Here is a 20,739-nt window from a genome sequence, read left to right as displayed (position 1 = left end):
GTTTGCAGCACTCTCATCGCCTGTCCGAATGGTCAGGCGGTGCGGTTCTCGACGACGGAGAGAAAATGCCTCCGTACGTTCGTCCGCCACATCTCGTAGGCGGGGAGGTCGGCGCCTCCCGCGGTTTCCGGGACGGCCGAGTCGTCGGCGAGGGTGGTCGCGGCCTCGGGGGAGAGCCCGGTGAGCGCCAGCGTGGCCGCCGCGCCGTACTCGGGCACGTGGCCCGCGTAGGTGCGGGCCTTCGCCGCGAACACCGAGCCCTGGGCCAGGTCGGCGGCGTGGGCGCCGGCCAGCCGGCGCAGCGTCTCCAGCCCGGCGGCGTCGGCGCCGCCGGCGAACGTCGCGGCCAGGCCGACCCCGCTCCACAGGTCCGGCCGGCGCTCCGGGGCGAACTTCTCGATGCGCGCCGCGACGTCCGCGGCCTGCGCGCCGTGGATGAACCACAGGCAGCGGCCGATGCCCTGGTCGACGGCCCGGTTGAAGTAGTCGGGCGAGCCCAGCCAGGGATACGGCTTGGGCCGGTGCTGCCGGTCGACCCACCGCTCGGTGTCGAAGTAGGCGCGGTCGAACCCGTAGCCGTCGACGGCCAGCCAGCTCATCGTCGGGTGGTAGGGCGAGCCGTGCAGGTCGGGAAGGACCTTCTTCCACAGCGGCCGGGGCAGCCGCGCCATCGCGAAGCCGATCCCGATGTAGGCGAGGAAGATGTGCGGGCTCCCCGGTCCCTCCAGCAGCTCGCGGGTGCGGTGGCCACGCCGCCCCATCGTGTCCACGATGGTGAAGGCCATCGTCGCGCCCTCGTAGGCGAAGCCGCGCAGTTCCGGCTGGATCTGGCTCAGCCGGCGTTCGACCTCCCACAGCCCGCGCGCGTCGATGCCCCATTCGAAGCCGCAGATCACCGATTGCGGGATCGCCTCCAGATGGCGTGTGATCTCCGATTCCCGTACCGGAAAACCGCGCTTTGCCGCGGTCACGTCCGCCAGTGCGGGAGTCATGATCAATCTTCGAATCGAGCCAAGGGCGGTCGGCATCGAGTATCCCTCCTTGGCCATCCCCATGACCTTGTCGGCGGTCGGCTTGCGCCATGCCATCGTCAGCTTTCCGGGTCGGAGTAACATCCTCCGTATTGCTGCGATATGTAGCCGGTTACTCCCGTATTGCGCCATCGCCTATTGCCGTTCTCGGGCCGTACCCAAGCAATTGTGAAGATGCCTGCGGAAGGCGGGGCGCCACACCCTGAAACGGCCGGACGACGTGGCCCAGGACGAAGGGAAGAGGCCGTGAGACCAGATCCGCCGGGTGCGGAACAGACCAGGGTCCTGACGCTGGAGGCGTTCGCGGACACCATCGTCCCGGGCGAGAAGCGGTCGCCCGACGACCGCGCGATCGCGGGTGCCGCCCCCGGGCCCGGAGCGGTCGAGGCGGGAGCGCTGGAGCTGCTGGCGTGGGACGCGACGGGGATCACCGACGCCCTGCCCGAGCTGGTCGGCCTGCTGAACGAGCACGCCCGGGCCTTCGCCGCCGAACACGGAGCGGAACTGGACGACGATGTGCCGCCGTTCGTCGCGCTGGACTTCGGTCAGCGCACCGCCCTCGTCCAGCGGCTGCTGGACCCCGGGCACCCGGAGAAGGAGTTCTGGGTGCTGCTGGCGCTGTTCAGCAACATGGCCTACGACAGCGCCGCGCACCGGCACACCGCCGAGGCGCTCGCGGACGGGCACCCCGGCCTGACCGCCATGGGGTTCGCCCACCCCGACTCCGACGGGCTGTGGCGCTTCCCCGAGTACTCCTACGGCCGCGCACTGGCGGACCTCCACCCCGACACGATCGAATCAGGGAGCCTGGGATGAGCGCCGCCGAACAGACCGACGTCCTCGTGATCGGCAGTGGCTTCGGCGGCGCGATCGCCGCCTACCACCTGGCCGCGGGCGGCGCGAAAGTGGAGGTGCTGGAGCGCGGACCCTGGCTGGAGGGCAAGGACTTCGACCAGGACTACCTGCTCGGCTCGTCCTACACCAAGGTGTTCGACTTCGTCGCCGGGGACGGGATGAGCCTGCTCGGCGGCAACTGCGTCGGCGGGGGCAGCGTCGTCTACTTCGCCGCACTGCCCCGGGCGCCGCGGTTCGTCTTCGAACGGCACGGCGGCATCGGCCGGCGCATGTGGCCGGCGATGATCGACCGGGACGCCCTCGACCCCTGGTACGACCGGGTCGCCGAGGCGATCCCCGCCCGCACCCAGGACTGGAACGACGTCAGCTATCCCGGCGGCCTGTGGGCTGCGGCCTGCGCGCACGCCGGGCACACCGCCAACCCCGTCCCGGTCGGCATCGACACCGCCACGTGCACGAACTGCAACTGGATGATGGCCGGATGCCGCTTCGACGCCAAGCGGTCGCTGCTGTTCAACTACCTGCCCGCGGCCATCGCGCACGGGACGCGGATCCGCCCGCTGCACGAGGTCCAGTACCTGTCCAGGACGGACGACGGCGGGTACCGCGTCCACTACAACGTCATCGACGACGAGGACTACCGGGTCACCGTCGGCGGGGGCGTGATCGACGCCAAGCTCGTCATCGTGGCCGCCGGGGCGGGCGCGACGCCGGTGATCCTGCAGCGCTCCGAGCCGCACCTGGGCTCCATGCCGCACGCCGTCGGCCGGTACTTCTCCGGCAACGGCGAACGGCTCAACACCGCCGTGTTCGACGAGGACCGGGTGCGGGACGTGCTGGGGCTCACCGGCCCGGGCGGGCGGCCCTACGGCGCCTTCCAGGTCGGCAAGGGCCCGACCGTCGCGTGCTGGGACTACCTCGACGGCTCGCGTCCCGAGTACAGCCGGTTCTCGCTGGAGCAGCTCTACTTCCCGCCCGGCCTCGGCACCATCCTCGCGCAGGCGCCCGGCGCGGACGCCCCGACCTTCTTCGGCGTGGAGAAGAAGAAGATGCTCGACCAGTGGCGGAACTGGCTGATCATCTTCCAGATGACCGAGGACGACAACGAGGGCGTCTTCGGCCCGCCGCCGCCGACCGGCAACGCCGTCCGCATCTCCCAGCAGATGCTGGGCCGCGGCCCGCTCCGCTACAACCCGACGCCCAACACGCTGCGCGGCTGGGCGGAGGCGGACGCGGCCTGCAAGGACATCCTGGAGCGGGACGGGCTGGCCAAGGTCGCGCCCTGGACCAACGACCTGGTGGGCGCCTACACCGTCCACCCGCTGGCGTCCTGCCGCATCGGCGACGACCCGGCCACCTCCGCGCTCGACGACCGGCACGAGCTGCGCGGCCACCCGGGAATCTTCGTCACCGACGGGTCCGCGGTCCCCGGCGCCCTCACCGTCAACCCCGCGATGACCATCGCGGCGCTGGCCGAGCGGGCCATGCCCGGGATCGTCGAGGCCGCGCGGCGGCGCGGGATCGAGGTCTCCTACGGGGCGCCCGCCCCGGACGGGTCCACCGCGGGACGCCGCGGCGTGCGGGACCTGCTGCCCGGCCTGGTCCGCGGTTGAGGAGGGGGAACGGCATGTTCATCCGCGTCGCCCGCCGCAGTTCGCTGGGGCAGGCCAGGCACGTCACGCCGGTGCCGCCGCCCGCCGCCGGGGACCTGGTGGCCCAGGTCTACGCCCAGGTCGAACGCGACTTCGGCATGCTGGCCCCGCCGATCGCCCTGCACTCGCCGTCGCCGCAGGCGCTCGCCGCGTCGTGGGTGATCCTGCGCGAGACGCTGGTGGCCACCGGCGTGACCGGCCGCGCGGTCAAGGAGGCGGTGGGCGCCGCCGTGTCCCGGTCCAACACCTGCCCGTACTGCGTGGACGTGCACGCGGCGACCTTGCGCGGCCTGGCGGACGACGGGTCCGCCGCCCGGGACGCCACCGCCGTCGCCACCGGCGGCGCCGAAGCGATCGGGGACACCGGGCTGCGCGAGATCGTCCGGTGGGCGGGCGCGTCCGGGCGGCGCGACCTGGCGCGGCGCAGCCAGCCGCCGGGGTCCCCCGCGGAGGCCGCGGAGCTGGCCGGTGTGGCGGTCACGTTCCACTACCTGAACCGCATGGTCAACGTGTTCCTGCGGGAGTCGCCGTTCCCCCCGGGGCTGCCGGCGGCCGCGCGCGGGGGGCTGCTGCGCCTGCTCGTCAGGGTGCTGCGGGGCGCCACGCTCGGCACGCATCCGCCCGGCGCCTCGCTGGACCTGCTCCCGCCGGCCGAACCGGCGGCGCCGCTCGGCTGGGCGGCCGGGTCGCCCACCGTGACCGAGGCGTTCGCGCGGGCGTCCACCGCCGTCGAGGCCGCGGGCGTCCGCTCGGTGCCCGGCTCGGTCCGGGAACTGGTGACGGCGACGCTGGCGGACTGGGACGGCACGGAGCCGCCGCTGTCCGGCGGCTGGCCCGGCAACCTGGTGACCGGGCTGCCTCCCGCCGACCGGCCCGCCGGCCGGCTGGCGCTCCTCACGGCGCTGGCCTCCTACCGCGCGGGCCCCGGGGCGGTCGAGGCGTTCCGGCGGACCGGATCGGACGACCGGGCCCTGATCGAACTCACCTCATGGGCCGCCATGACCGCCGCGCTGACCGTGGGCGGCTGGTCGAACACCGTATCGGCGGAGCCGATCAACACCGAGAGGACGGACCGATGAACGACGTTTTCGCCGACCTGGCGACCGAGACCGAGCTGGTGGACAGGATGGTGGCCGCCCTGGACGAGCGGCAGTGGGCGCTGGAGACGCCCGCGCCGGGATGGACGATCGCCAAGCAGGTCGCCCACCTGTCCTTCGTGTTCCGGCTGGCCGGGCTCGCCGCCTCCGACCCCGACACCTTCACCGCGCTCACCTCGAACATCGACGACTTCAACGCCGCCGTGAACGGCGCGCTCGAGGGCTACCCGCTCGACTCGCCCGCCGAGCTGCTGGCCCGCTGGCGGCAGGAGAGCGCCGAGGCCGTCCGCGCGCTCACCGACCTGCCGGAGGGCGCGATCGTGCCGTGGCTGGTCCGCCCGCTGCCCGCGACGGTCCTGGCCTGCGCCGGGATGATGGAGCTGTTCGCGCACGGCCAGGACATCGCCGACACCCTGCGGATCCGCCCCGAGCGCACCGACCGCATCGGCCACGTGGTCATCTTCGCGACGCTGACCTGGGACTTCGGCTACCTGTCGCGCGGCCTGCCGACCCCGCCCGTGCAGCTGCGCTACGAGATCACCGCCCCTTCCGGCGAGGTGTGGGAGTACGGCCCGGCCGACTCCGCGGAGCGCGTCACCGGCCCCGCCGTCGACTTCGCGCTCCTGGTCACCCGCCGCCGCCACCGCGCCGACCTCGCGGTGACCGCGACCGGCGCCGAGGCCGACCGCTGGCTCGACATCGCGCAGGCGTACCGCGGCCCCGCCGGCGAGGGCCGCGCCCCCGGCCAGTTCGACCACCTCAAGACCCTCGCCGGCTGATCCCCCACCACCCGAAGGCGCGCCGACACCGGCGCGCCTTTCGGCGTGCCCCCACCGGCACGACCGCAGAATGTGGGGGCCGCATCGCGGGCGCGGGTCCGCGGGGACGCCGTGGCGTTGCGGGTCAGGCGCCGCGGGGCCAGGCGGGGGCGGGGGCCGGGTGGTCCGCCGGGCGCGGGGCGGCCTTGGCGGCCTTGATGCGGGCCCGGCCGCGGTTGCCGCGGCTGAGCAGGTCGGTCAGCGTCGCGAGGTCGGCGGTGGCGGCGTCGCGGAGACCGGTGGCGGCGGCGCTGCGCAGGTCGGCGGCGACCGAGGCCAGATCGTCGACCACCGCCTCCAGGACCGTCGCCACGGCGCCGGCGTTGCCCCTGAGAATGTCGGTCCACAGCCCCGGAGGGCCGTGCGCGATCCGGGTGGTGTCGTGCAGGCCCCGTCCGGCCAGCTCCAGCGTCGTGTCGTCGGCGGTGGTGAACCGCGCCGCCAACGCGGCCGAGACCACGTGCGGGGCGTGCGACACCGCGGCCACCACCCGGTCGTGCGTGTCGGCGGTGAGCAGCCTGGGGACGGCCCGGCAGGCTCTGATCACCTGCATCGCCGTCCGGACCGCGCCCAGTTCCGTCGCGGGGTGCGGGCACAGCAGCCACGGCCGCCCGGCGAACAGTCCGGCGTTCGCGGCGGCGGGACCGGCCAGCTCGCGTCCCGCCAGCGGGTGGCCGGGGACGTAGCGGGCCAGGTCGCAGCCGGCCCGCGCGGCGTCCGCGACCACCCCTGCCTTGGTGCTGGCGACATCGGTGTAGACCGATCCCAGGCCGCGGGCCTGCGCCTGCTTCAGGACCTCGGCGACCGTGGACGGCGGGGTCGCGATCACCACCACGTCGGCGGGCGGATCACTCGGCCGCCGCGCCGCCCCGGCCCCCATCCGCACCGCCGCCGCCACCGCGTCCGGGTCCCGGTCGGACAGCGTGACACCGGTGCCGGCCTCGCGCAGGGCGAGCGCCACCGAGGTGCCGATCATGCCGGTGCCGATGACCGCGACCCGGTGCACGACCTCAGGGCTCATCGCTTCGCCATCCTGCGGTAAGGGAAGGTGCCGTTGGCGGCCTACCTGACGCATCGTCACATCCCCGCTCACCTGCGGCACCTCCCGGATTGCCGCGTCACCGCCCCGCACACGGCTCAGTTCCGGCCCGCCCCGCGCCGCCGGGTCGGGCTACGCCGCCGGGACGGCGTGGTGGCCGTTCCGGGTGTGGGCGTGGGCGGCCGCGCTGATCGCGGCGGCGGCGGCCGTCTGGGGGTCGTCGGCGAGACCGGCGCCCCAGGTCCGCCTCCCGTCGGGTGTCCGGCACTCCGCGTAGACCGCGAACTTGCTACCGCCCTCCCCGCGCGCAAGGACGCCGGTCGGGACGGGCGGAAGGGCCGTCTCGACGAACCGGACGTCGACCGCCCCGTGGGCCGAGCGCAGGCGCCGGGCCAGTTCCTCGCGGTCGGCCGGACCGATCAGCGCGGTGCGCCCGTCGACGTGCAGCCGGACGTCCGCCCCCGCGGGGGCGTCGCCGGACCCCGGGACCATGTACCGGTCGTTGAACAGACGCCAGAGCTCCATCGGGCCGACCTCGCCGCCGGTCGCCTCGGACCGGGCCTGCACCACCTTCGCGAAGTCGTCCCGGAGCCCGGACGGCAGGTTCAGCGAGTGCCAGGCCCGCATCATGTACGCCACGCCGCCCTTGCCCGACTGGCTGGTCACGCGGACGACCGCCTCGTAGGAGCGGCCCACGTCCCGGGGGTCGATCGGCAGGTACGGCATGTTCCATTCGGCCGGTCCGGCGTCGGTTCCGGTGTCGTCCAGCGCCGCGAGGCCCTTGCCGATCGCGTCCTGGTGCGTCCCGGCGAAGGTCGTGTAGACCAGGTCGCCGGCGTAGGGATGGCGTGGATGGACGGTCTGCCGCGTGCAGTACTCGTAGGTTCTTCGGATCCGGTCGAGGTCGGAGAAGTCGATCCGGGGATCGACTCCCTGGCTGAACAGGTTGAGGCCGAGCGTCACCAGGCACACGTTGCCGGTGCGCTCGCCGTTGCCGAACAGGCAGCCCTCGACGCGGTCCGCCCCGGCGGCCACGGCCAGCTCGGCGGCGGCCACGGCGGTGCCGCGGTCGTTGTGCGGGTGGACCGACAGGCAGATGTGCTCCCGGCGGGACAGGTTGCGGTTCATCCACTCGACCTGGTCGGCGAAGAAGTGCGGCCCGGAGCGCTCGACGGTGGAGGGCAGGTTCAGGACCGTCTCACGGCCCGGACCCGGCTGCCACACGTCCATGACCGCCTCGCAGACCTCAAGCGCGAAGTCGGGCTCGGTCTCGTTGAACATCTCCAGCGTGTACTCGAACCCGAGGTCGCAATCGCCGAGCAGCTCCTCGGCGTCCCGCAGCAGCGTGGTGGCGCCCCGCACCGCGAGTTCCCGGCACTCGTCGCGGTCGATCCCGTAGACCAGCCGCCGGGCGAGCGGAGCGGTCGCGTTGAACACGCAGATGGTGGCGCTGCGCGCGCCGGCCAGCGCGGTGACGGTGCGCCGGATCAGATCGGGGCGGGCCGGGGTGCCCACGGTGATCCGGACGTCGTCGGGGACGAGGTCCTTGCCGACGAGCAGCCGCACGAAGTCGTGGTCGTCCCGGCTCGCCGCCGGGAAGCCGACCTCGATCTCCTTGTAGCCCATGTCGGTTATCAGCTCGAACAGCAGCAGCTTGCGCTCGGGTGACATCGGCCTGGCCAGCGCCTGGTTGCCGTCGCGAAGGTCGCTGGAGAGCCATCGCGGGGCCCGGGTGACCATCCGGGTGGGCCAGGTGCGGTCCGGAAGCTCGACGCGATTGAACGCCCGGTAACGCTGATGTGAATTCATCTGGTCTCTCCTTTGCCGATGTGTTACGGGTTCGGCCGGTGTGCCGTGTCATGGACGGGTCTCCGGCGCAAGGCGTGATCTTGCCAAACCGGGGGCGAATGAATGGCGATAGTCGGCGATCGCCGATGTGCTCGGCCGGTGGGCACCGAAGCGTCTCGCCCCGTTTCGGGACGCCACGGTGTCGCGTGCGGGGGACGGTCGAGGGGTCGGACAGGCGTCTGACGGTGGACTACGGCAACGCCGGATGATATTGCGAAAGCCGTGTGCCATGGCGATTGGGTATCGAAAGACGTAACGACGCCCGTGTTCGTGCGGAAACCCCGGCTTGATCTTGATGACCGGGAAGAACCGGGTGACGATCACCGGTATGACGACCACTCCGAATGCGATGCGCCCGGTTCCGGCCATGCGGGAGGCGCTGGCGATCGCCCGGTTGTGCGTGCTGGAGGCGCGGCCCTCCGTCCTGGTGATCTCACTGCTGCGCTTCCTGGCCGCCGCGGCGCTGGGGGCGGGGGTCGCGGCCGCCGGGGGCGGCGCCGGCGACGCGGGCCGCGCCTTCGTGGCGGCCGCGGCGTGGCTGGGCGGGGTGTTCGCGGTCTACCTGTTCAACGGGGTGATGGACCGCACCGAGGACCGGGTCAACGGGTCCCGCAGGCCGATCGTGCGCGGCGCGCTGCCCACCCGGCTCGCCGCCCAGGTCACCGTCGCGGCGGCCATCGTGTCGCTCGCCCTCATGGCCTCCATCGGCGCGGACGCCGTCTGGGCGCTGCTCCTGTACTTGGCCATCGGCATCGGCTATTCTGGTCCGCCACTTTACCTGAAGCGTCGGCCGATCACCTCGAGCCTTACCGGAATGTCGCTCGCGCTGCTCACCTACTATGCGGGCTTCCGCTCGCAGGCCGAGATCGGCGCGAGCTCCGTGGGCGTCGAACTGACGCTCTTCATGGCCGCGATGGTGATCTGGATCGGGACCGTCGGCATGCTGTCGAAGGATTTCTCCGATATCAGCGGTGACGTCGCCGCGGGACGAAGATCCATTCCGGCGCGAATCGGCGAAGCGGCCACCTTGCGCCTCATCGTTGTGTGCGCGTTCGTTCTCGCGATATCATTCTGCGTGGCTGCGGGGACGTTCGTGCGCCCCCTTCTGTGGCCCGGGTTCGTCATGCTGGCGGGCGCCGTGGCGATGGCGGCGATATGTCTGGGCCCGCACGCCGCGAAAATGTCGCGCAGGCGCCTCCCCTATCGGGCTTTCATGGTCACGCAGCACGCCTGCCATTCGGCGGCGTTCATCCCGCTCTGGGTGACGCCCGCGATCTGACCCGGCACCGCGAGCAGCCGGACACCGACCAGGACGACCTCGCTGAGGTCGAGGGTCTCCAGCACGGTGTCGAGGTCGGTGGCGAACGTGTCGTAGTCGTAGCCGGACCCGACCTTGGACGACCGGCCGAAGCCGCGGCGGTCGTAGGTGATGACGCGGTACCCGGCGGCGAGCAGGTCGCGCGTCTGGCGCTCCCAGCTGTGCCCGTTCAGGGGATAGCCGTGGATGAGGACCACGGGCTGTCCCGCGCCCTGATCCTCGTAGTAGAGCTCGATGGGAGTGCTGTTCTCGTTGCCGACGGTGATGAATCCCATGATGGGGTTCCCTTCCTCGTTGTTCGGTTCTGTGCTGCCGGTCAACAGCCGACGTCGGCCATACCGATGCGGCCGGCCAGGGCGAGTGCCCAGTGCCCGTCGGTGGCGAAGGTGCTCCCAGGAGCGCGGTTCTTGGTGTCCTTCACCGCGGACAGGAGCGCCTCCTCGAACGAGCGCGCGTCCTGGAAACGGTCCTCCCGCTCCTTGGCGAGGGCCTTCGCGAGTACGGCATCAAGTGCCGGCAGGGCGGTGCCGACCCGCGCGGGCTGCTTGTGGATGTGCTGGTAGGCGATGGAGAGGGGGTTCTCTCCGACGAACGGCGGCCGTCCGGCCAGGAGCTCGTAGAGCACGCAGCCCGCGGAGTAGAGGTCGCTGCGGGCGTCCGCGGTCTCACCCCGCGCCTGCTCGGGGGAAAGGTACGAGGGGGTTCCGACGAACACCTGGGCATGGGTCAGGGTCGCGGCCGGATTGCCGGTGGCACGCGAGATCCCGAAGTCCACGACCTTGACCGCGCCCGCGGGCGTGATCATCACGTTGGCCGGCTTGATGTCGCGATGGACGACGCCTGCCCGATGGCTGAAGTCGAGCGCCGAGAGGATCCCGGCCTGGTACCGGATCGTCTCGTCGAGCGTGAGCCTTCGCATCCTGAGGAGATCCCGCAAGGACCGTCCCTCGACGTACTCCATGACGATGAAGGGGACTCGGACCTTGTCCGGCGAGCCGTCTCCGACTTCCTCGTGCCCGGTGTCGAGGATGGAGACGATCGCGGGGTGGCTGAGACCGGCCACCGTCGTCGCTTCGCGCTCGAAGCGGGAATGGAACACGGGATCTCGCACCAGGTCCTTGCGGAGCATCTTTATCGCGACCGAACGGCCCGAGCGGAGGTCGCGACCACGGTGGACGTGGGCCGAGGCACCCCGCCCGATGACGTCACCCACTTCGTACCGGCCGTCGATGACTCGATCCGCATTCATCGGCGCGGCTCCCAGCGGAAGAGCCGCGCGGCCAAGGCGACGGCGACGAGGACCCAGGCCATGGTGATCGGCAGTAGGGCCAGTGAGTCGGCGAGGGGGACGCCCCCGTCCCAGGCGTTGACGACCAGTTCGGTCGCCGCGCCCCCGGGAAGCAGCCGCTTGAGCAGGGCGAGGTCCTCGGTGCCGGCGATTCCCACCCAGCTGGCCACCGCGATCACGGACAGGCTCACCGGCAGGGTGGTCACCTGGGCGTGCTCCGGAGAGTTCGTGAGTCCCGCGGTGGCCAGGGCCAGGGCGACCATCATGGCCGTCGTCGCCAGGATCGCGACCGCGAGGAGCGGAAGCTGGGCCGGTCCGGTGGCGACCGCACCGAGCACGATCAGGATCGCCACCGCCTGGACGAGCGAGATGACGGTGACCGGCAGGACCAGCCCGGCGAGGATGCCCGCGTCGCCCGCGGCGGTGGAGCGCAGCCGCTTGAGGAAGAGGTTCTGCCGGCGCGAGGCCAGCGTGGTCACCGCCGTGGTGTACAGCCCGAAGGCCAGCACGGTGAACATCACGATCGCCGCGATGTAGCCGAGGCCGCCGAGATCGGAGAAGACCTCGTGCTGGTAGACGAAGTAGCCGCCGGCGGCGACCGGGATGACGAGACCGGTGACCAGGACCAGCCGGTTCCGGAAGATCTGGATCATCTCACTGCGAGCGATCTCCAACATGCTGGTGGATCCCTTCGTGGCAAGGTGCCGGGTGGTTTCAGGCGCGGCCGATGGCGCGGAAGACGTCGTCGAGGCGGGTCGGACCGGCCTGCAGCTCCCGCAGCTCCACCCCCGTGTCGTGCGCCCAACCCAGTAGCCGGTAGAGGTCGTCCTGCAGGCTGAAGGTCTCGATGTGGAAGGCCCCGTTGAGCGCGCCCACGGTCGGCGGCTCGGGGGCGCCGGGGGGAAGCACGAAGCTGATCAGCGACGGCAGCGCCTGCGTCAGCTCCGCGACCGTGCCCTCCCGGTGGAGCGCGCCCTCGTGCATGAGGCCGATGCGGTCGGCGCGCTGCTGGGCCTCCTCCAGGTAATGGGTGGTGAGCACGATCGTGGACCCCTCGTCGCGCAGCCTGTCGACGGCGGCCCATAGAGCGTCGCGGGACTGGATGTCCAGCCCGGTGGTGGGCTCGTCGAGGATGACCAGCTCGGGCCCGCCGTACACGGCGGTGGCGAAGTCCAGGCGGCGCTTCTCGCCACCGGACAGCTGGGAGACCCGGGTGCCCGCCTTGCGGGTGAGGCCGGCGATGCCGAGCACCCGGTCGACGTCGTCGCTTCGCCCGCTCAGCGCGCCGATCAGGCCGACCGACTCCCGCACCGTCAGATCCGGGGAGAAGCCGCTCTCCTGCAGCATGACGCCCATCCGCGGCCGCACCGCGCGCCGGTCCCGCGGGCTCTCACCGAAGATCCGCACCGCGCCGGACGCGGCCCGGCGGTGCCCCTCGACGACCTCCAGAGTGGACGTCTTGCCTGCTCCGTTCGTGCCCAGCAACGCGTAGAACTCGCCGCGCCGCACGTGGAAGGACAGGTCACGGACGGCGGTGAAGTCGCCGTAGGTCACGCTCAGGCGTTCGACGTCGATGACGGGACTGGCGGGCATGGTGTTTCCCTTCGTGGGCCGTGCCATCAGACTCGCGCCGGGCGCGGTGCCCTCGCGTCGGTGGAAGCCCCGACGTCCTCGCCGGTCAGCACGCCCGCATTCCGAGCCGGGACCTGGCGGGAGGTGGTTCGCATAGGTAAGAATTACCTAGTTCGGTACGAACCCGAGGGGAGCAGACCTGACGGACCTCTTGGGCCGGCGTGCGGAGCGCGATGCGGTCGAGCAACTGCTATCGCGGGCACGGGCCGGGCGCAGCGGGACGCTCGTGCTGCGCGGGGAGGCCGGAATCGGGAAGACCGCCCTGCTCGAGTACGCCCGCGAGACCGCGGCCCCCTCGGGCTTCCGGGTGGAGAGCTCGGTCGGAGCGGAGTCCGAGACGCAGTTCGTGTTCGCGGGTCTGCACCAGCTGTGCGCGCCGCTGCTGGGCCGCGCGGACGCGCTGCCCGACCCGCAGCAGGCCGCCCTGGGCGTGGCGTTCGGACTGGCGGCCGGTACCGCGCCGGACCGTTTCCTGGTCGGGCTGGCCGTCCTCAACCTGCTGGCCGAGGTCGCCGAGGAGGGGCCTCTGCTGTGCCTCGTCGACGATGCGCAGTGGCTTGACGAAGCGTCCGCTCAGGTCCTGGCGTTCGTGGCGCGGCGGGTGGAGGCCGAGCAGGTGGCGTTGGTGTTCGCGGTGCGCGACTCCGACGAGGGTGACGTCGAGCAGTTCGCCGGGTTGCCGGAACTGCGCCTCGACAGGCTCGGAGAGGCCGACGCCCGCGTATTGCTGACCGCCGGCGTGCACGCGCCGCTGGACGACGCCGTGCGCGAGCGGATCGTCGCCGAGGCGCGCGGCAACCCCTTGGCGCTGCTGGAACTGCCCCGGAGCGCACCCCCGGCGAAGCTGGCCGGGGGGTTCGAGCTGCCGGGAGTGCCGAGCGTCCCCCGCCGCGTCGAGGACGGCTTCCAGCGCCGGTCGGCAGGCCTGCCCGCCGAGGCGCGGCTGCTGCTGCTGGTCGCGGCGGCCGATCCGACCGGCGACACGGCGCTGCTGTGGCGCGCGGCCGCCCACCTGGGCATCTCCCCCCAGGCGGCCCTGCCCGCGGAGGCCGGCGGGTTGCTGGAGATGGGCGCTCGGGTGCGGTTCCGTCATCCGCTGGTCCGCTCCGCGGTCTACCAGGCGGCCACAGCGCCGGATCAGCGTCGAGCCCACCGCGCCCTGGCCGACGCCACCGACCCGCAGGTCGACCCTGACCGGCGCGCTTGGCACCGCGGGCTGGCCGTGCTGGGCACCGACGAGGAGGCCGCCGCCGAGCTGGAGCGCTCTGCCGGGCGGGTCCGTGCCCGCGGCGGGTTGGCCGCCGCGGCCGCGTTCCTGCAGCACGCGGCCGAGCTGACCCCCGATCCCGCCGCCCGTGCGACGCGGGCGCTCGAAGCCGCGCACGCCAAGCACGACGCCGGCGCGTCCGAGACAGCCCTGGAACTACTGGCCGCCGCCGAGACCGGGCCACTGGACGCCCTGCAACACGCACGGATCGAGCTGCTGCGCGCCCAGATCGCGTTCCACCTGACGCGGGGCAGCGACATGCCGGGGATGCTGCTCGACGCCGCCAAGACGCTCGCCCCACTGGACCCGACGCTGGCCCGCGAAACACACCTGCACGCGCTCGACGCCGCGATCCACGCCGGTCACCTCGCCCGGGGCTGCGGATTGACCGAGGTGGCCGAAGCCGCGCACGACGCGCCCGCAGCACCGGCACCGCCGCGGCCGGTCGATCTGCTGCTGGACGGGCTGGCCACGCGGTTCACGCAAGGGTTCGAGGCGAGTGCTCCCACCCTGCAGCGGTCACTGACGACGCTTCTCGGCAACGAATCCCGAGTCGACGACGACGACCGCCGCTGGCTGTGGCTGGCCTGCCATGTCGCGTCGATGCTGTGGGACGACGAGGCGCTCTACGTACTGGCCGGCCACGGGGTCCGGCTCGCCCGCGAGGCCGGCGCGCTGTCCACGCTGCCCGCCGCGCTCAACGCCGTCGCCTCGATCCTCGTCCTCACCGGTGAGCTCGCCCGTGCCACCGAGCTGGCCGCCGAGGAGGCCGCGATCACGCAGGCGACCGGGGCCCCGCCGCTGCCGAACGCCCGGCTCATGCTGGCCGCCTGGCGCGGCCGGCGGTCCGAAACGCTGGAACTGCACGCGGCCATGGTCAAGGAGGCGACGGAGCGGGGCGAGGGCTCGACGGTCGACCTGGCCCAGGCCACACTGGCGGCGCTGCACAACGGCCTCGGCAACTACGACGACGCTCTCGCCGCCGCGACACCGCCTTGCGAGCACGACGACCTGGCGTACAGCAGCCTGGCCCTTCCCGAGCTCGTCGAAGCGGCGGCCCGCGCCGGCGAGCCGGAACGCGCGGCGGCCGCGCTGGAACGGCTCACCTCCCGGGCCCGCGCCAGCGGAACGGATTTCGCCCTGGGGCTGGTCGCACGATCGCGTGCCCTGACCACCACCGGCCCTGGAGCCGAGGAGCACTACCGCGAGGCGATCGTACGGCTCACCAACTGCCGGTGGGCCGTCTTCCTGGCCCGCACCCACCTCGTCTACGGCGAGTGGCTGCGCCGCGAGCGCCGCCGCCAGGACGCCCGTGAGCAGCTCCGCACCGCCCACCGGCTGCTTTCGGACATGGGCATGGAGGCGTTCGCCGACCGCGCCGCCCGCGAGCTGCGCGCCACCGGCGAGCATCCCCGCAAACGAACCGCCCAGCCGACCGACTCCCTCACCGACCACGAGTTGCACGTCGCCCGCCTAGTGGCCACCGGGGCGACCTCCCGCGAGGTCGCCGCGCAACTGTTCCTCAGCCCCCGCACGGTCGAAGCCCACCTCCGCAACATCTTCCGCAAGCTTGGCATCACCTCCCGCCGCCAGCTCAGAGAACTATCGCTCCCCTGACCACCCCGGAACCAGTTCGGTCGACGGGCTAGGTATTTCTCCCTGACGCGAACGAGCCCCCGCCGCGCGAGCCTGAGAACACACGTCGTGCTCGCCGGTTCGGTCGACCGCGCGACGACAGCACCGACCCGGGAGGCGCAACGAACAATGCCCATCGACATCAACGTGACCAGAAGCCCGGCCCGCCGCCGCTACGAAGCCATCGTCGGCGACACGACGGTAGCCGGATTCATCGACTACGAAGAGACCAGCGAACTGATCGTCCTAACCCACACCGAGGTAGCCCCGGCCTACGAGGGCCAAGGAGTAGCCAGCACCCTAGCCCGCGCAGCCCTAGACGAAATCCGCGAACGAAACCTAAAAGCCCTAGTGATCTGCCCCTACATCATCACCTGGCTACGCAAACACCCTGAATACCAACCCCTGCTCTACAACGCAGCACGCCCCAAAACCAACAAATAGCCACCAACCCTAAACAGCCGGCCCACACGACACTGAAGCGCACCACCCCCATCGACGCAGCCCACGCACCCACCTGTAAGTACCCACGGGCCTCTCCACCCCAGACTTTCGATAATCCAGAGCCCTCAAGGTGTCCACACTTCGCGGGCAAGGTCCGCGGCCGCGCACGGTGCGGGGCCGGGCGGGGCCGCGGTGCTCGCTGGAGTTGCGGGCGCCGACGGCTCGACCGTGCACGCGGTGGCCACCGCTGTCGGGGGATGTTGCCCGGTTTTCCGATGTCGACGTGCACCAGTTCGTCGGGTGCTAGTAGCGGCGCATCGGGCGGCGGACAGGTCGGCCGACAGCGGGTTCGAGGTGCAGACGAGCCAGGTCGTAGCGATCAGCACCTGGGTTCCGAAGTATGTTGGTGGAGCAATGTCGAATATCCTGCATGGGCTTGGGAGCACGGGGACTTCGGTGACAGTTTTACTGCCAACCCGATCACCGGACATACTTGCGATTGTGCGATGGTCGGTGTCGACCAGGCCGTTACAGTGACATTTCTGTCCTATGCTGATGATTGATTGGCCGGGGCAGTAATGAGACCAGGATCGCGATGCACGTGACTTTGGGTGCCGACACGAGCGTTTCATCATCCCGATTCTGCGGGACGGCGGAAGCCAGGACCTGCTGCTAGAGGCTGCCCAATCCGACCGAAAGTTCGATGTGGTGATCTGTGGGTCCGTCGACCGGACCGCCCGCCGCACTTACGTCGGAACCCAGATCGCTGCCGATCTGGAAGCCGCACAAGCCAAGCTGCGGGAGATCCGGAGTACGGCGCCAGCGCGTCCCCGGGCCGGTGCCGCGGCGGCTGATCACGATCACGTCCAGATCGTCGGTGCCCCACACGACGTGGCGGTTGCGGCGATCGGGCCGTCGAAACGGGATCGCGCGCCGGTCTACGGCGTGCCCCCTACAGGGTTCGTCCCAAACCGGCTCCAGGCCCGGCGCCACCCAACGCCCGCCTACGCCCGTGTCGTCCGCAGGACGGATGAAAACATGACGCAAGGTGTCAGGTTTTGAAGCGATCATGGGTTTACCGGTAGCGCCGATGGTGAGCGTGGACCGAGCCCTACGGATGGACAAGGAACTGCATGCGCGAAACGCGGGAAGATCTCAAAGAGTTGCAGGCCCTGCTGGACGCCTCTCTGTCCCGCTCCTCCTCGCACCTCCGGTCGATCATCAGCACCGAGAGCACACTGACCGCGGAGCAGCTCACCGGAGTCCTCACCGGCATGTGCACCCTGGCCCTGGCCACCGTGACGGCGAAGGGCGAACCGCGGATCAGCGGCGTGGACGGGCACTTCCTGCACGGCAAGTGGTACTTCGGCACGGCGCGCGGTGCCGTCAAGGCCCGCCACCTGGCCGCCCGCCCGGCCGTCAGCGTCGCGCACATGCGCGGTGAGGACCTGGGTGTGTTCACACACGGCACGGTGGAGATCCTCAACCCCCAGGACGGCGAGCCGGCCGCGGACTGGCCGGACCTGCTCTCTTATTTCAAGGATTTCTACGGCGCCGACTTCTTCGACTGGGACGAGCACGTGGTCTACTACCGGCTGCATCCGCACTGGATGAGCGTCTACGCATCCGATATCGCCAAGCTCACTGCGGTGTCCCGGCCCTGATCCGCAGCACGGGCCACATCGGGACGGCCACGTGCTGGCTGACAGATCTGGTGAAGCGGCCGCTCGGCGCCATGTGCGACGAGCGGCCGTCGCATAGTGGCGTGATCGGTTTGTTCCGCATGGTGGAGGCCTGTCGCCCATGTCCTACTGCGTTGCGAGAGGGGGGACGAAGGTTGACTGTATTCGCACGTGACGTCGCGAGTATGGGGCGCGAGACCATCGACGTGGTGGGGGCTCGAACCAACAATCTGCGTGACGTGTCGGTGAGCATCCCCAAGGGGCGGCTCGTCGCCTTCACCGGAGTGAGCGGCAGCGGCAAGACCTCGCTGGCCATCGACACTCTGCACAACGAGGCCCAACTGCGGTACCTGGAAGGACTTTCGCCGTTCGTGCGGCAGTACATCACCCAGCGCAATCGGCCGAAGGTCGATCGCATCCTGGGACTCGGCGCGACGCTCGCGGTCGACCAGCGCCGCTTGAACCGCAACCCCCGCTCCACGGTCGCGACGATCACCGGCATCGACGGGCACCTGGGGCTGCTGTACTCGCGCCTTCCGGGGATCGGCGCGGCCCCGGCGACGGAGAGCGGGGACGGGCACCTGACGACCGCTCACTTCGACCGCACTACACCAGAAGGGAGCTGCGTGGACTGCCACGGGGTGGGCGGTCGCTGGCAGGCGCAGGAGGATCTGATCATCACCCACCCGGAGCTTCCACTCTTCGAGGGCGCCTCGCCCTGGTACGCGAAGTGGCGGTCGGGGGAGCACGCGTTCGTGCCGGCGCTCGCCGAGAAGCGGGGCGTGGACCTCGGCCGGCCGTGGCAGTCGCTGCCTGAGGAGTTCCGTCACTGCGTGCTGTACGGCACGGGTGCGGAGAGGGTCGAGGCGACCGTCGACATGCCGAACAAGAATGAGACGGCCCTGATGACCTACACCTCGAGCCAGCCGCTTCGGGGTGCGCTTGCCGAGGTGGAGCGGGTGTTCGTGAACGCTCGGACCTCGGGCGCCAAGCAACGCTACCTGCCGTACATGCGCAAGCGGCCCTGCGGCGCCTGCGGCGGTAGCGGGTACGACCGGGTGGCCCGGTCCGTGCGGCTCGGTGGGCTGGCCTACCCCGACCTGCTCGCGCTGGAGGTGCGGGAGGTACGCGACTGGGCGAAGCGCGTGGGGGACGGCCTGGACGCCCGGCGGCGCGAGGTGGGTAGGCCGCTGCTGCAGGACCTGGGCCGCAGGCTCGGAATTCTTGACCGGCTCGGTTTGGCCCATCTCCAGCTGTCCCGGAGCGCGGCGACGCTGTCGGGGGGTGAGTTGCAGCGGACCCGGCTCGCCGCGCAGCTCAGCACCGAGCTGAGCGGCATCCTCTTCGTCCTGGACGAGCCCGGGGCCGGGCTGCATCCGGCGGACAAGGCGCACCTGCTCGACATCGCCCTGGAGTTGCGCGAGGCCGGCAACACGGTGCTCCTGGTCGAGCACGACCCTGAGCTGATCGCCCGAGCCGACTGGGTGATCGATATGGGGCTCGGCGCGGGCCGCCTCGGTGGCGAGGTCATGGTGTCGGGGCCTCCCGCCGACGTCGCCGCGCACCCGAAGTCGCTAACCGGGCGCTATCTGGCCGGTGGGGGGCCGCGGCTGCGCCGGACCCGCCGCCCAGCCGGGGATGACACCGGCTGGGTGGAGCTGCACGGCCTGCGTGCGCACAACGTGACCGCGGACTTGGTGCGTTTCCCCGCCGGTCGGCTCACCTGCCTGACCGGGGTGAGCGGCAGCGGCAAGAGCAGCCTGCTCGGCGCGCTCGGGGCGAGCGTGGAGGCCGCCCTGAACGGGACCGCGACCGACACGGTGCGGGAGGTGACCGGCCTCGAAGGGTTCGGCTGGGTCGCCGTCGTCGATCAGGAACCGCTCGGGCGAACGCCGCGGTCCAACCCCGCTACCTACAGCAAGGCGTTCGACATTGTCCGCAAGCTGTTCGCCGAGACCGACGTGGCGCGCGGGCGCGGAGTCAAGGCCTCCTGGTTCAGCTTCAACACCGCGGATGGCGGCCGCTGCGAGACCTGCACCGGTTACGGTCGCAAGCTGGTCGACATGCACTTTCTGCCGGATGTGTGGGTGGTCTGCGACGCGTGCGAGGGCCGACGCTACAAGCCAGAGGCATTGGAGATCAGGTATCAGGGGTTGGCCATCGATCAGGTGCTGGAGCTGACCGTCGCCGAGGCCGTAGAGCGCTTCTCCGAGCCCCGGCAGCTCGCGGAGACCCTGGGAGCCTTGAACCAGGTCGGGCTTGGCTATCTCCAACTCGGCCAGAGCGCCACAGAGTTGTCCGGCGGCGAGGCGCAGCGGCTGAAGCTGGCGTCCGCGATCCAGCGCGGTGCTGCGGGCCGCAAGGCGGGCCTCGTCCTTCTCGACGAGCCCGTCTCGGGCCTGCACCCGTCTGACGTACAGCGTGTGGTGGACGCGCTTGATGCGTTGCTCGACTCGGGCAACACCGTTGTCGTGGCCGAACATGACATCCCCGTCGCCGCGTCCGCGGACTGGGTGATCGACCTGGGGCCGGGAGCCGGTCCGGACGGGGGCACGGTGGTCGCGGAGGGCACCCCGGACACCGTCGCGGCAACGGACACCCCGACCGCCGGATTCTTCCGCCGGTACGCGGCGGATCTGCCGCTCCTGGAGGTGCGGGAGAACGCGCGCTGTTGAAGGGCCAGAGCGCGCGTGCTCGATCCGCTGGAGAACCTGGAGGAGCCGACCCCGGCACTCGTTCAGCGTGTCGACGAGCGCGCCGCCGAGATCGCCGCAGATCTGAAGGCAGAACAGGCCAGGCTCCGGGAACTCCAGGAGACGGCGCCCCTCCGCCCGGCACCCGGACTGCTGGATCTGCTGCCGACCGGACCGGTCGACCTGGAACTACTCCCTGAGCCGGCGCTGCGGCGGCTGCTGGATGTCTTCGGGGTGAAGATGCACCACGACCGGGAGAAGAGCCTCGTGAACTGCGAGGTGACGATCACATCCGAAATCGTCGATATGCAGCGCGACGCCGCAAACGCGGTGATCGGTTCCGGGCGAGCCGGTTCCGTTGGTACCCCCTACCGGATTCGAACCGGCGCTACCGCCTTGAAAGGGCGGCGTCCTAGGCCGCTAGACGAAGGGGGCCCGGG

16 protein-coding genes, 1 tRNA gene and 1 pseudogene are annotated in these 20,739 nt (G+C 71.3%); 9 read left to right on the top strand and 9 right to left on the bottom strand.

The features are described 5' to 3' along the window. Positions 1–32 precede the first annotated feature (32 nt). On the bottom strand, positions 33–1,088 hold the full coding sequence (locus IEZ03_RS27145; RefSeq protein ID WP_229808609.1) for a DUF1702 family protein: 1,056 nt from the start codon (positions 1,086–1,088) through the stop codon (positions 33–35). 189 nt (positions 1,089–1,277) lie between these two features. Between IEZ03_RS27145 and IEZ03_RS27140 the strand changes: the two genes are divergently transcribed. The 4 genes from IEZ03_RS27140 to IEZ03_RS27125 are packed head-to-tail and all read left to right on the top strand — an operon-like array spanning position 1,278 to position 5,414. Further along, positions 1,278–1,847: a DUF5987 family protein gene (locus tag IEZ03_RS27140; protein ID WP_184879849.1), complete on the top strand. Its 570-nt coding sequence runs from the start codon at positions 1,278–1,280 to the stop codon at positions 1,845–1,847. Further along, entirely contained in the window at positions 1,844–3,499 is a 1,656-nt protein-coding gene (locus tag IEZ03_RS27135; protein ID WP_184879851.1) for a GMC family oxidoreductase N-terminal domain-containing protein, read from the top strand. Before IEZ03_RS27140 ends, IEZ03_RS27135 begins: the two co-directional genes overlap by 4 nt. A gap of 14 nt (positions 3,500–3,513) precedes the next feature. After that, a complete protein-coding gene (locus IEZ03_RS27130) occupies positions 3,514–4,617 on the top strand; it encodes a carboxymuconolactone decarboxylase family protein (RefSeq protein WP_184879853.1) in 1,104 nt (367 codons plus the stop codon). Then, the gene (locus tag IEZ03_RS27125) at positions 4,614–5,414 is read left to right on the top strand and encodes a TIGR03084 family metal-binding protein (RefSeq protein WP_184879855.1); all 801 of its coding nucleotides are present in this window, start codon (positions 4,614–4,616) and stop codon (positions 5,412–5,414) included. Before IEZ03_RS27130 ends, IEZ03_RS27125 begins: the two co-directional genes overlap by 4 nt. 124 nt (positions 5,415–5,538) lie before the next feature. Here IEZ03_RS27125 and IEZ03_RS27120 read toward each other — a convergent pair whose 3' ends face one another. Together IEZ03_RS27120 and IEZ03_RS27115 are read right to left on the bottom strand one after the other, a co-directional pair. Then, positions 5,539–6,474, bottom strand: coding sequence for a prephenate dehydrogenase (locus IEZ03_RS27120; protein WP_184879857.1), 936 nt, complete (start codon positions 6,472–6,474; stop codon positions 5,539–5,541). A 150-nt stretch (positions 6,475–6,624) separates the two neighbouring features. Further along, entirely contained in the window at positions 6,625–8,301 is a 1,677-nt protein-coding gene (locus tag IEZ03_RS27115) for a 2-isopropylmalate synthase (RefSeq protein ID WP_184879859.1), read from the bottom strand. 334 nt (positions 8,302–8,635) lie between these two features. Here IEZ03_RS27115 and IEZ03_RS27110 point away from each other — a divergent pair, with 334 nt between their 5' ends. Further along, the gene (locus tag IEZ03_RS27110; RefSeq protein WP_184879861.1) at positions 8,636–9,619 is read left to right on the top strand and encodes a UbiA family prenyltransferase; all 984 of its coding nucleotides are present in this window, start codon (positions 8,636–8,638) and stop codon (positions 9,617–9,619) included. A 23-nt stretch (positions 9,620–9,642) separates the two neighbouring features. Here IEZ03_RS27110 and IEZ03_RS27105 read toward each other — a convergent pair. From IEZ03_RS27105 to IEZ03_RS27090, 4 genes and pseudogenes are all read right to left on the bottom strand, one after another. Beyond that, positions 9,643–9,933 (bottom strand): annotated as a pseudogene (locus IEZ03_RS27105) (alpha/beta fold hydrolase); the annotation flags it as partial. A gap of 41 nt (positions 9,934–9,974) precedes the next feature. After that, entirely contained in the window at positions 9,975–10,907 is a 933-nt protein-coding gene (locus IEZ03_RS27100) for a protein kinase domain-containing protein (protein ID WP_184879863.1), read from the bottom strand. Further along, positions 10,904–11,623: an ABC transporter permease gene (locus IEZ03_RS27095; protein ID WP_184879865.1), complete on the bottom strand. Its 720-nt coding sequence runs from the start codon at positions 11,621–11,623 to the stop codon at positions 10,904–10,906. Before IEZ03_RS27095 ends, IEZ03_RS27100 begins: the two co-directional genes overlap by 4 nt. Before the next feature lie 37 nt (positions 11,624–11,660). Then, on the bottom strand, positions 11,661–12,539 hold the full coding sequence (locus IEZ03_RS27090) for an ABC transporter ATP-binding protein (protein WP_184879867.1): 879 nt from the start codon (positions 12,537–12,539) through the stop codon (positions 11,661–11,663). Positions 12,540–12,729: 190 nt separating this feature from the next. Between IEZ03_RS27090 and IEZ03_RS27085 the strand changes: the two genes are divergently transcribed. Continuing rightward, the gene (locus tag IEZ03_RS27085) at positions 12,730–15,462 is read left to right on the top strand and encodes an ATP-binding protein (RefSeq protein ID WP_184879869.1); all 2,733 of its coding nucleotides are present in this window, start codon (positions 12,730–12,732) and stop codon (positions 15,460–15,462) included. A 147-nt stretch (positions 15,463–15,609) separates the two neighbouring features. Next, positions 15,610–15,924 (top strand): GNAT family N-acetyltransferase, encoded by a 315-nt coding sequence (locus tag IEZ03_RS27080; protein ID WP_184879871.1) that lies wholly within the window; start codon positions 15,610–15,612, stop codon positions 15,922–15,924. A 672-nt stretch (positions 15,925–16,596) separates the two neighbouring features. Here the strand turns inward: IEZ03_RS27080 and IEZ03_RS27075 are convergent. Further along, positions 16,597–16,995: a hypothetical protein gene (locus IEZ03_RS27075; protein ID WP_184879873.1), complete on the bottom strand. Its 399-nt coding sequence runs from the start codon at positions 16,993–16,995 to the stop codon at positions 16,597–16,599. A gap of 62 nt (positions 16,996–17,057) precedes the next feature. On the opposite strand from IEZ03_RS27075, the gene IEZ03_RS27070 reads away from it, so the two are divergent. After that, positions 17,058–17,588, top strand: coding sequence for a pyridoxamine 5'-phosphate oxidase family protein (locus tag IEZ03_RS27070; RefSeq protein ID WP_184879875.1), 531 nt, complete (start codon positions 17,058–17,060; stop codon positions 17,586–17,588). A 203-nt stretch (positions 17,589–17,791) separates the two neighbouring features. Next, positions 17,792–20,281, top strand: a complete 2,490-nt coding sequence (locus IEZ03_RS27065; protein ID WP_184879877.1) for an excinuclease ABC subunit UvrA — start codon at positions 17,792–17,794, stop codon at positions 20,279–20,281. Positions 20,282–20,658: 377 nt separating this feature from the next. Here IEZ03_RS27065 and IEZ03_RS27060 read toward each other — a convergent pair. After that, a tRNA-Glu gene (locus IEZ03_RS27060) sits at positions 20,659–20,734 on the bottom strand. Positions 20,735–20,739: the final 5 nt, after the last annotated feature.

The sequence above is a fragment of the Actinomadura livida genome (assembly GCF_014648675.1).
Taxonomy (GTDB): domain Bacteria; phylum Actinomycetota; class Actinomycetes; order Streptosporangiales; family Streptosporangiaceae; genus Spirillospora; species Spirillospora livida.
The sequence above is the reverse complement of the archived record's forward strand: the minus strand, read 5'-3'. Positions and strand labels throughout refer to the sequence as shown.

Coding starts and splice junctions, on each gene's coding strand:
- IEZ03_RS27145 (WP_229808609.1), bottom strand. CDS start 1,088: ATGGCATGGCGCAAGCCGACCGCCGACAAGGTCATGGGGATGGCCAAG.
- IEZ03_RS27070 (WP_184879875.1), top strand. CDS start 17,058: ATGCGCGAAACGCGGGAAGATCTCAAAGAGTTGCAGGCCCTGCTGGAC.
- IEZ03_RS27090 (WP_184879867.1), bottom strand. CDS start 12,539: ATGCCCGCCAGTCCCGTCATCGACGTCGAACGCCTGAGCGTGACCTAC.
- IEZ03_RS27130 (WP_184879853.1), top strand. CDS start 3,514: ATGTTCATCCGCGTCGCCCGCCGCAGTTCGCTGGGGCAGGCCAGGCAC.
- IEZ03_RS27100 (WP_184879863.1), bottom strand. CDS start 10,907: ATGAATGCGGATCGAGTCATCGACGGCCGGTACGAAGTGGGTGACGTC.
- IEZ03_RS27120 (WP_184879857.1), bottom strand. CDS start 6,474: ATGAGCCCTGAGGTCGTGCACCGGGTCGCGGTCATCGGCACCGGCATG.
- IEZ03_RS27095 (WP_184879865.1), bottom strand. CDS start 11,623: ATGTTGGAGATCGCTCGCAGTGAGATGATCCAGATCTTCCGGAACCGG.
- IEZ03_RS27065 (WP_184879877.1), top strand. CDS start 17,792: ATGGGGCGCGAGACCATCGACGTGGTGGGGGCTCGAACCAACAATCTG.
- IEZ03_RS27110 (WP_184879861.1), top strand. CDS start 8,636: ATGACCGGGAAGAACCGGGTGACGATCACCGGTATGACGACCACTCCG.
- IEZ03_RS27080 (WP_184879871.1), top strand. CDS start 15,610: ATGCCCATCGACATCAACGTGACCAGAAGCCCGGCCCGCCGCCGCTAC.
- IEZ03_RS27075 (WP_184879873.1), bottom strand. CDS start 16,995: ATGATCGCTTCAAAACCTGACACCTTGCGTCATGTTTTCATCCGTCCT.
- IEZ03_RS27115 (WP_184879859.1), bottom strand. CDS start 8,301: ATGAATTCACATCAGCGTTACCGGGCGTTCAATCGCGTCGAGCTTCCG.
- IEZ03_RS27125 (WP_184879855.1), top strand. CDS start 4,614: ATGAACGACGTTTTCGCCGACCTGGCGACCGAGACCGAGCTGGTGGAC.
- IEZ03_RS27135 (WP_184879851.1), top strand. CDS start 1,844: ATGAGCGCCGCCGAACAGACCGACGTCCTCGTGATCGGCAGTGGCTTC.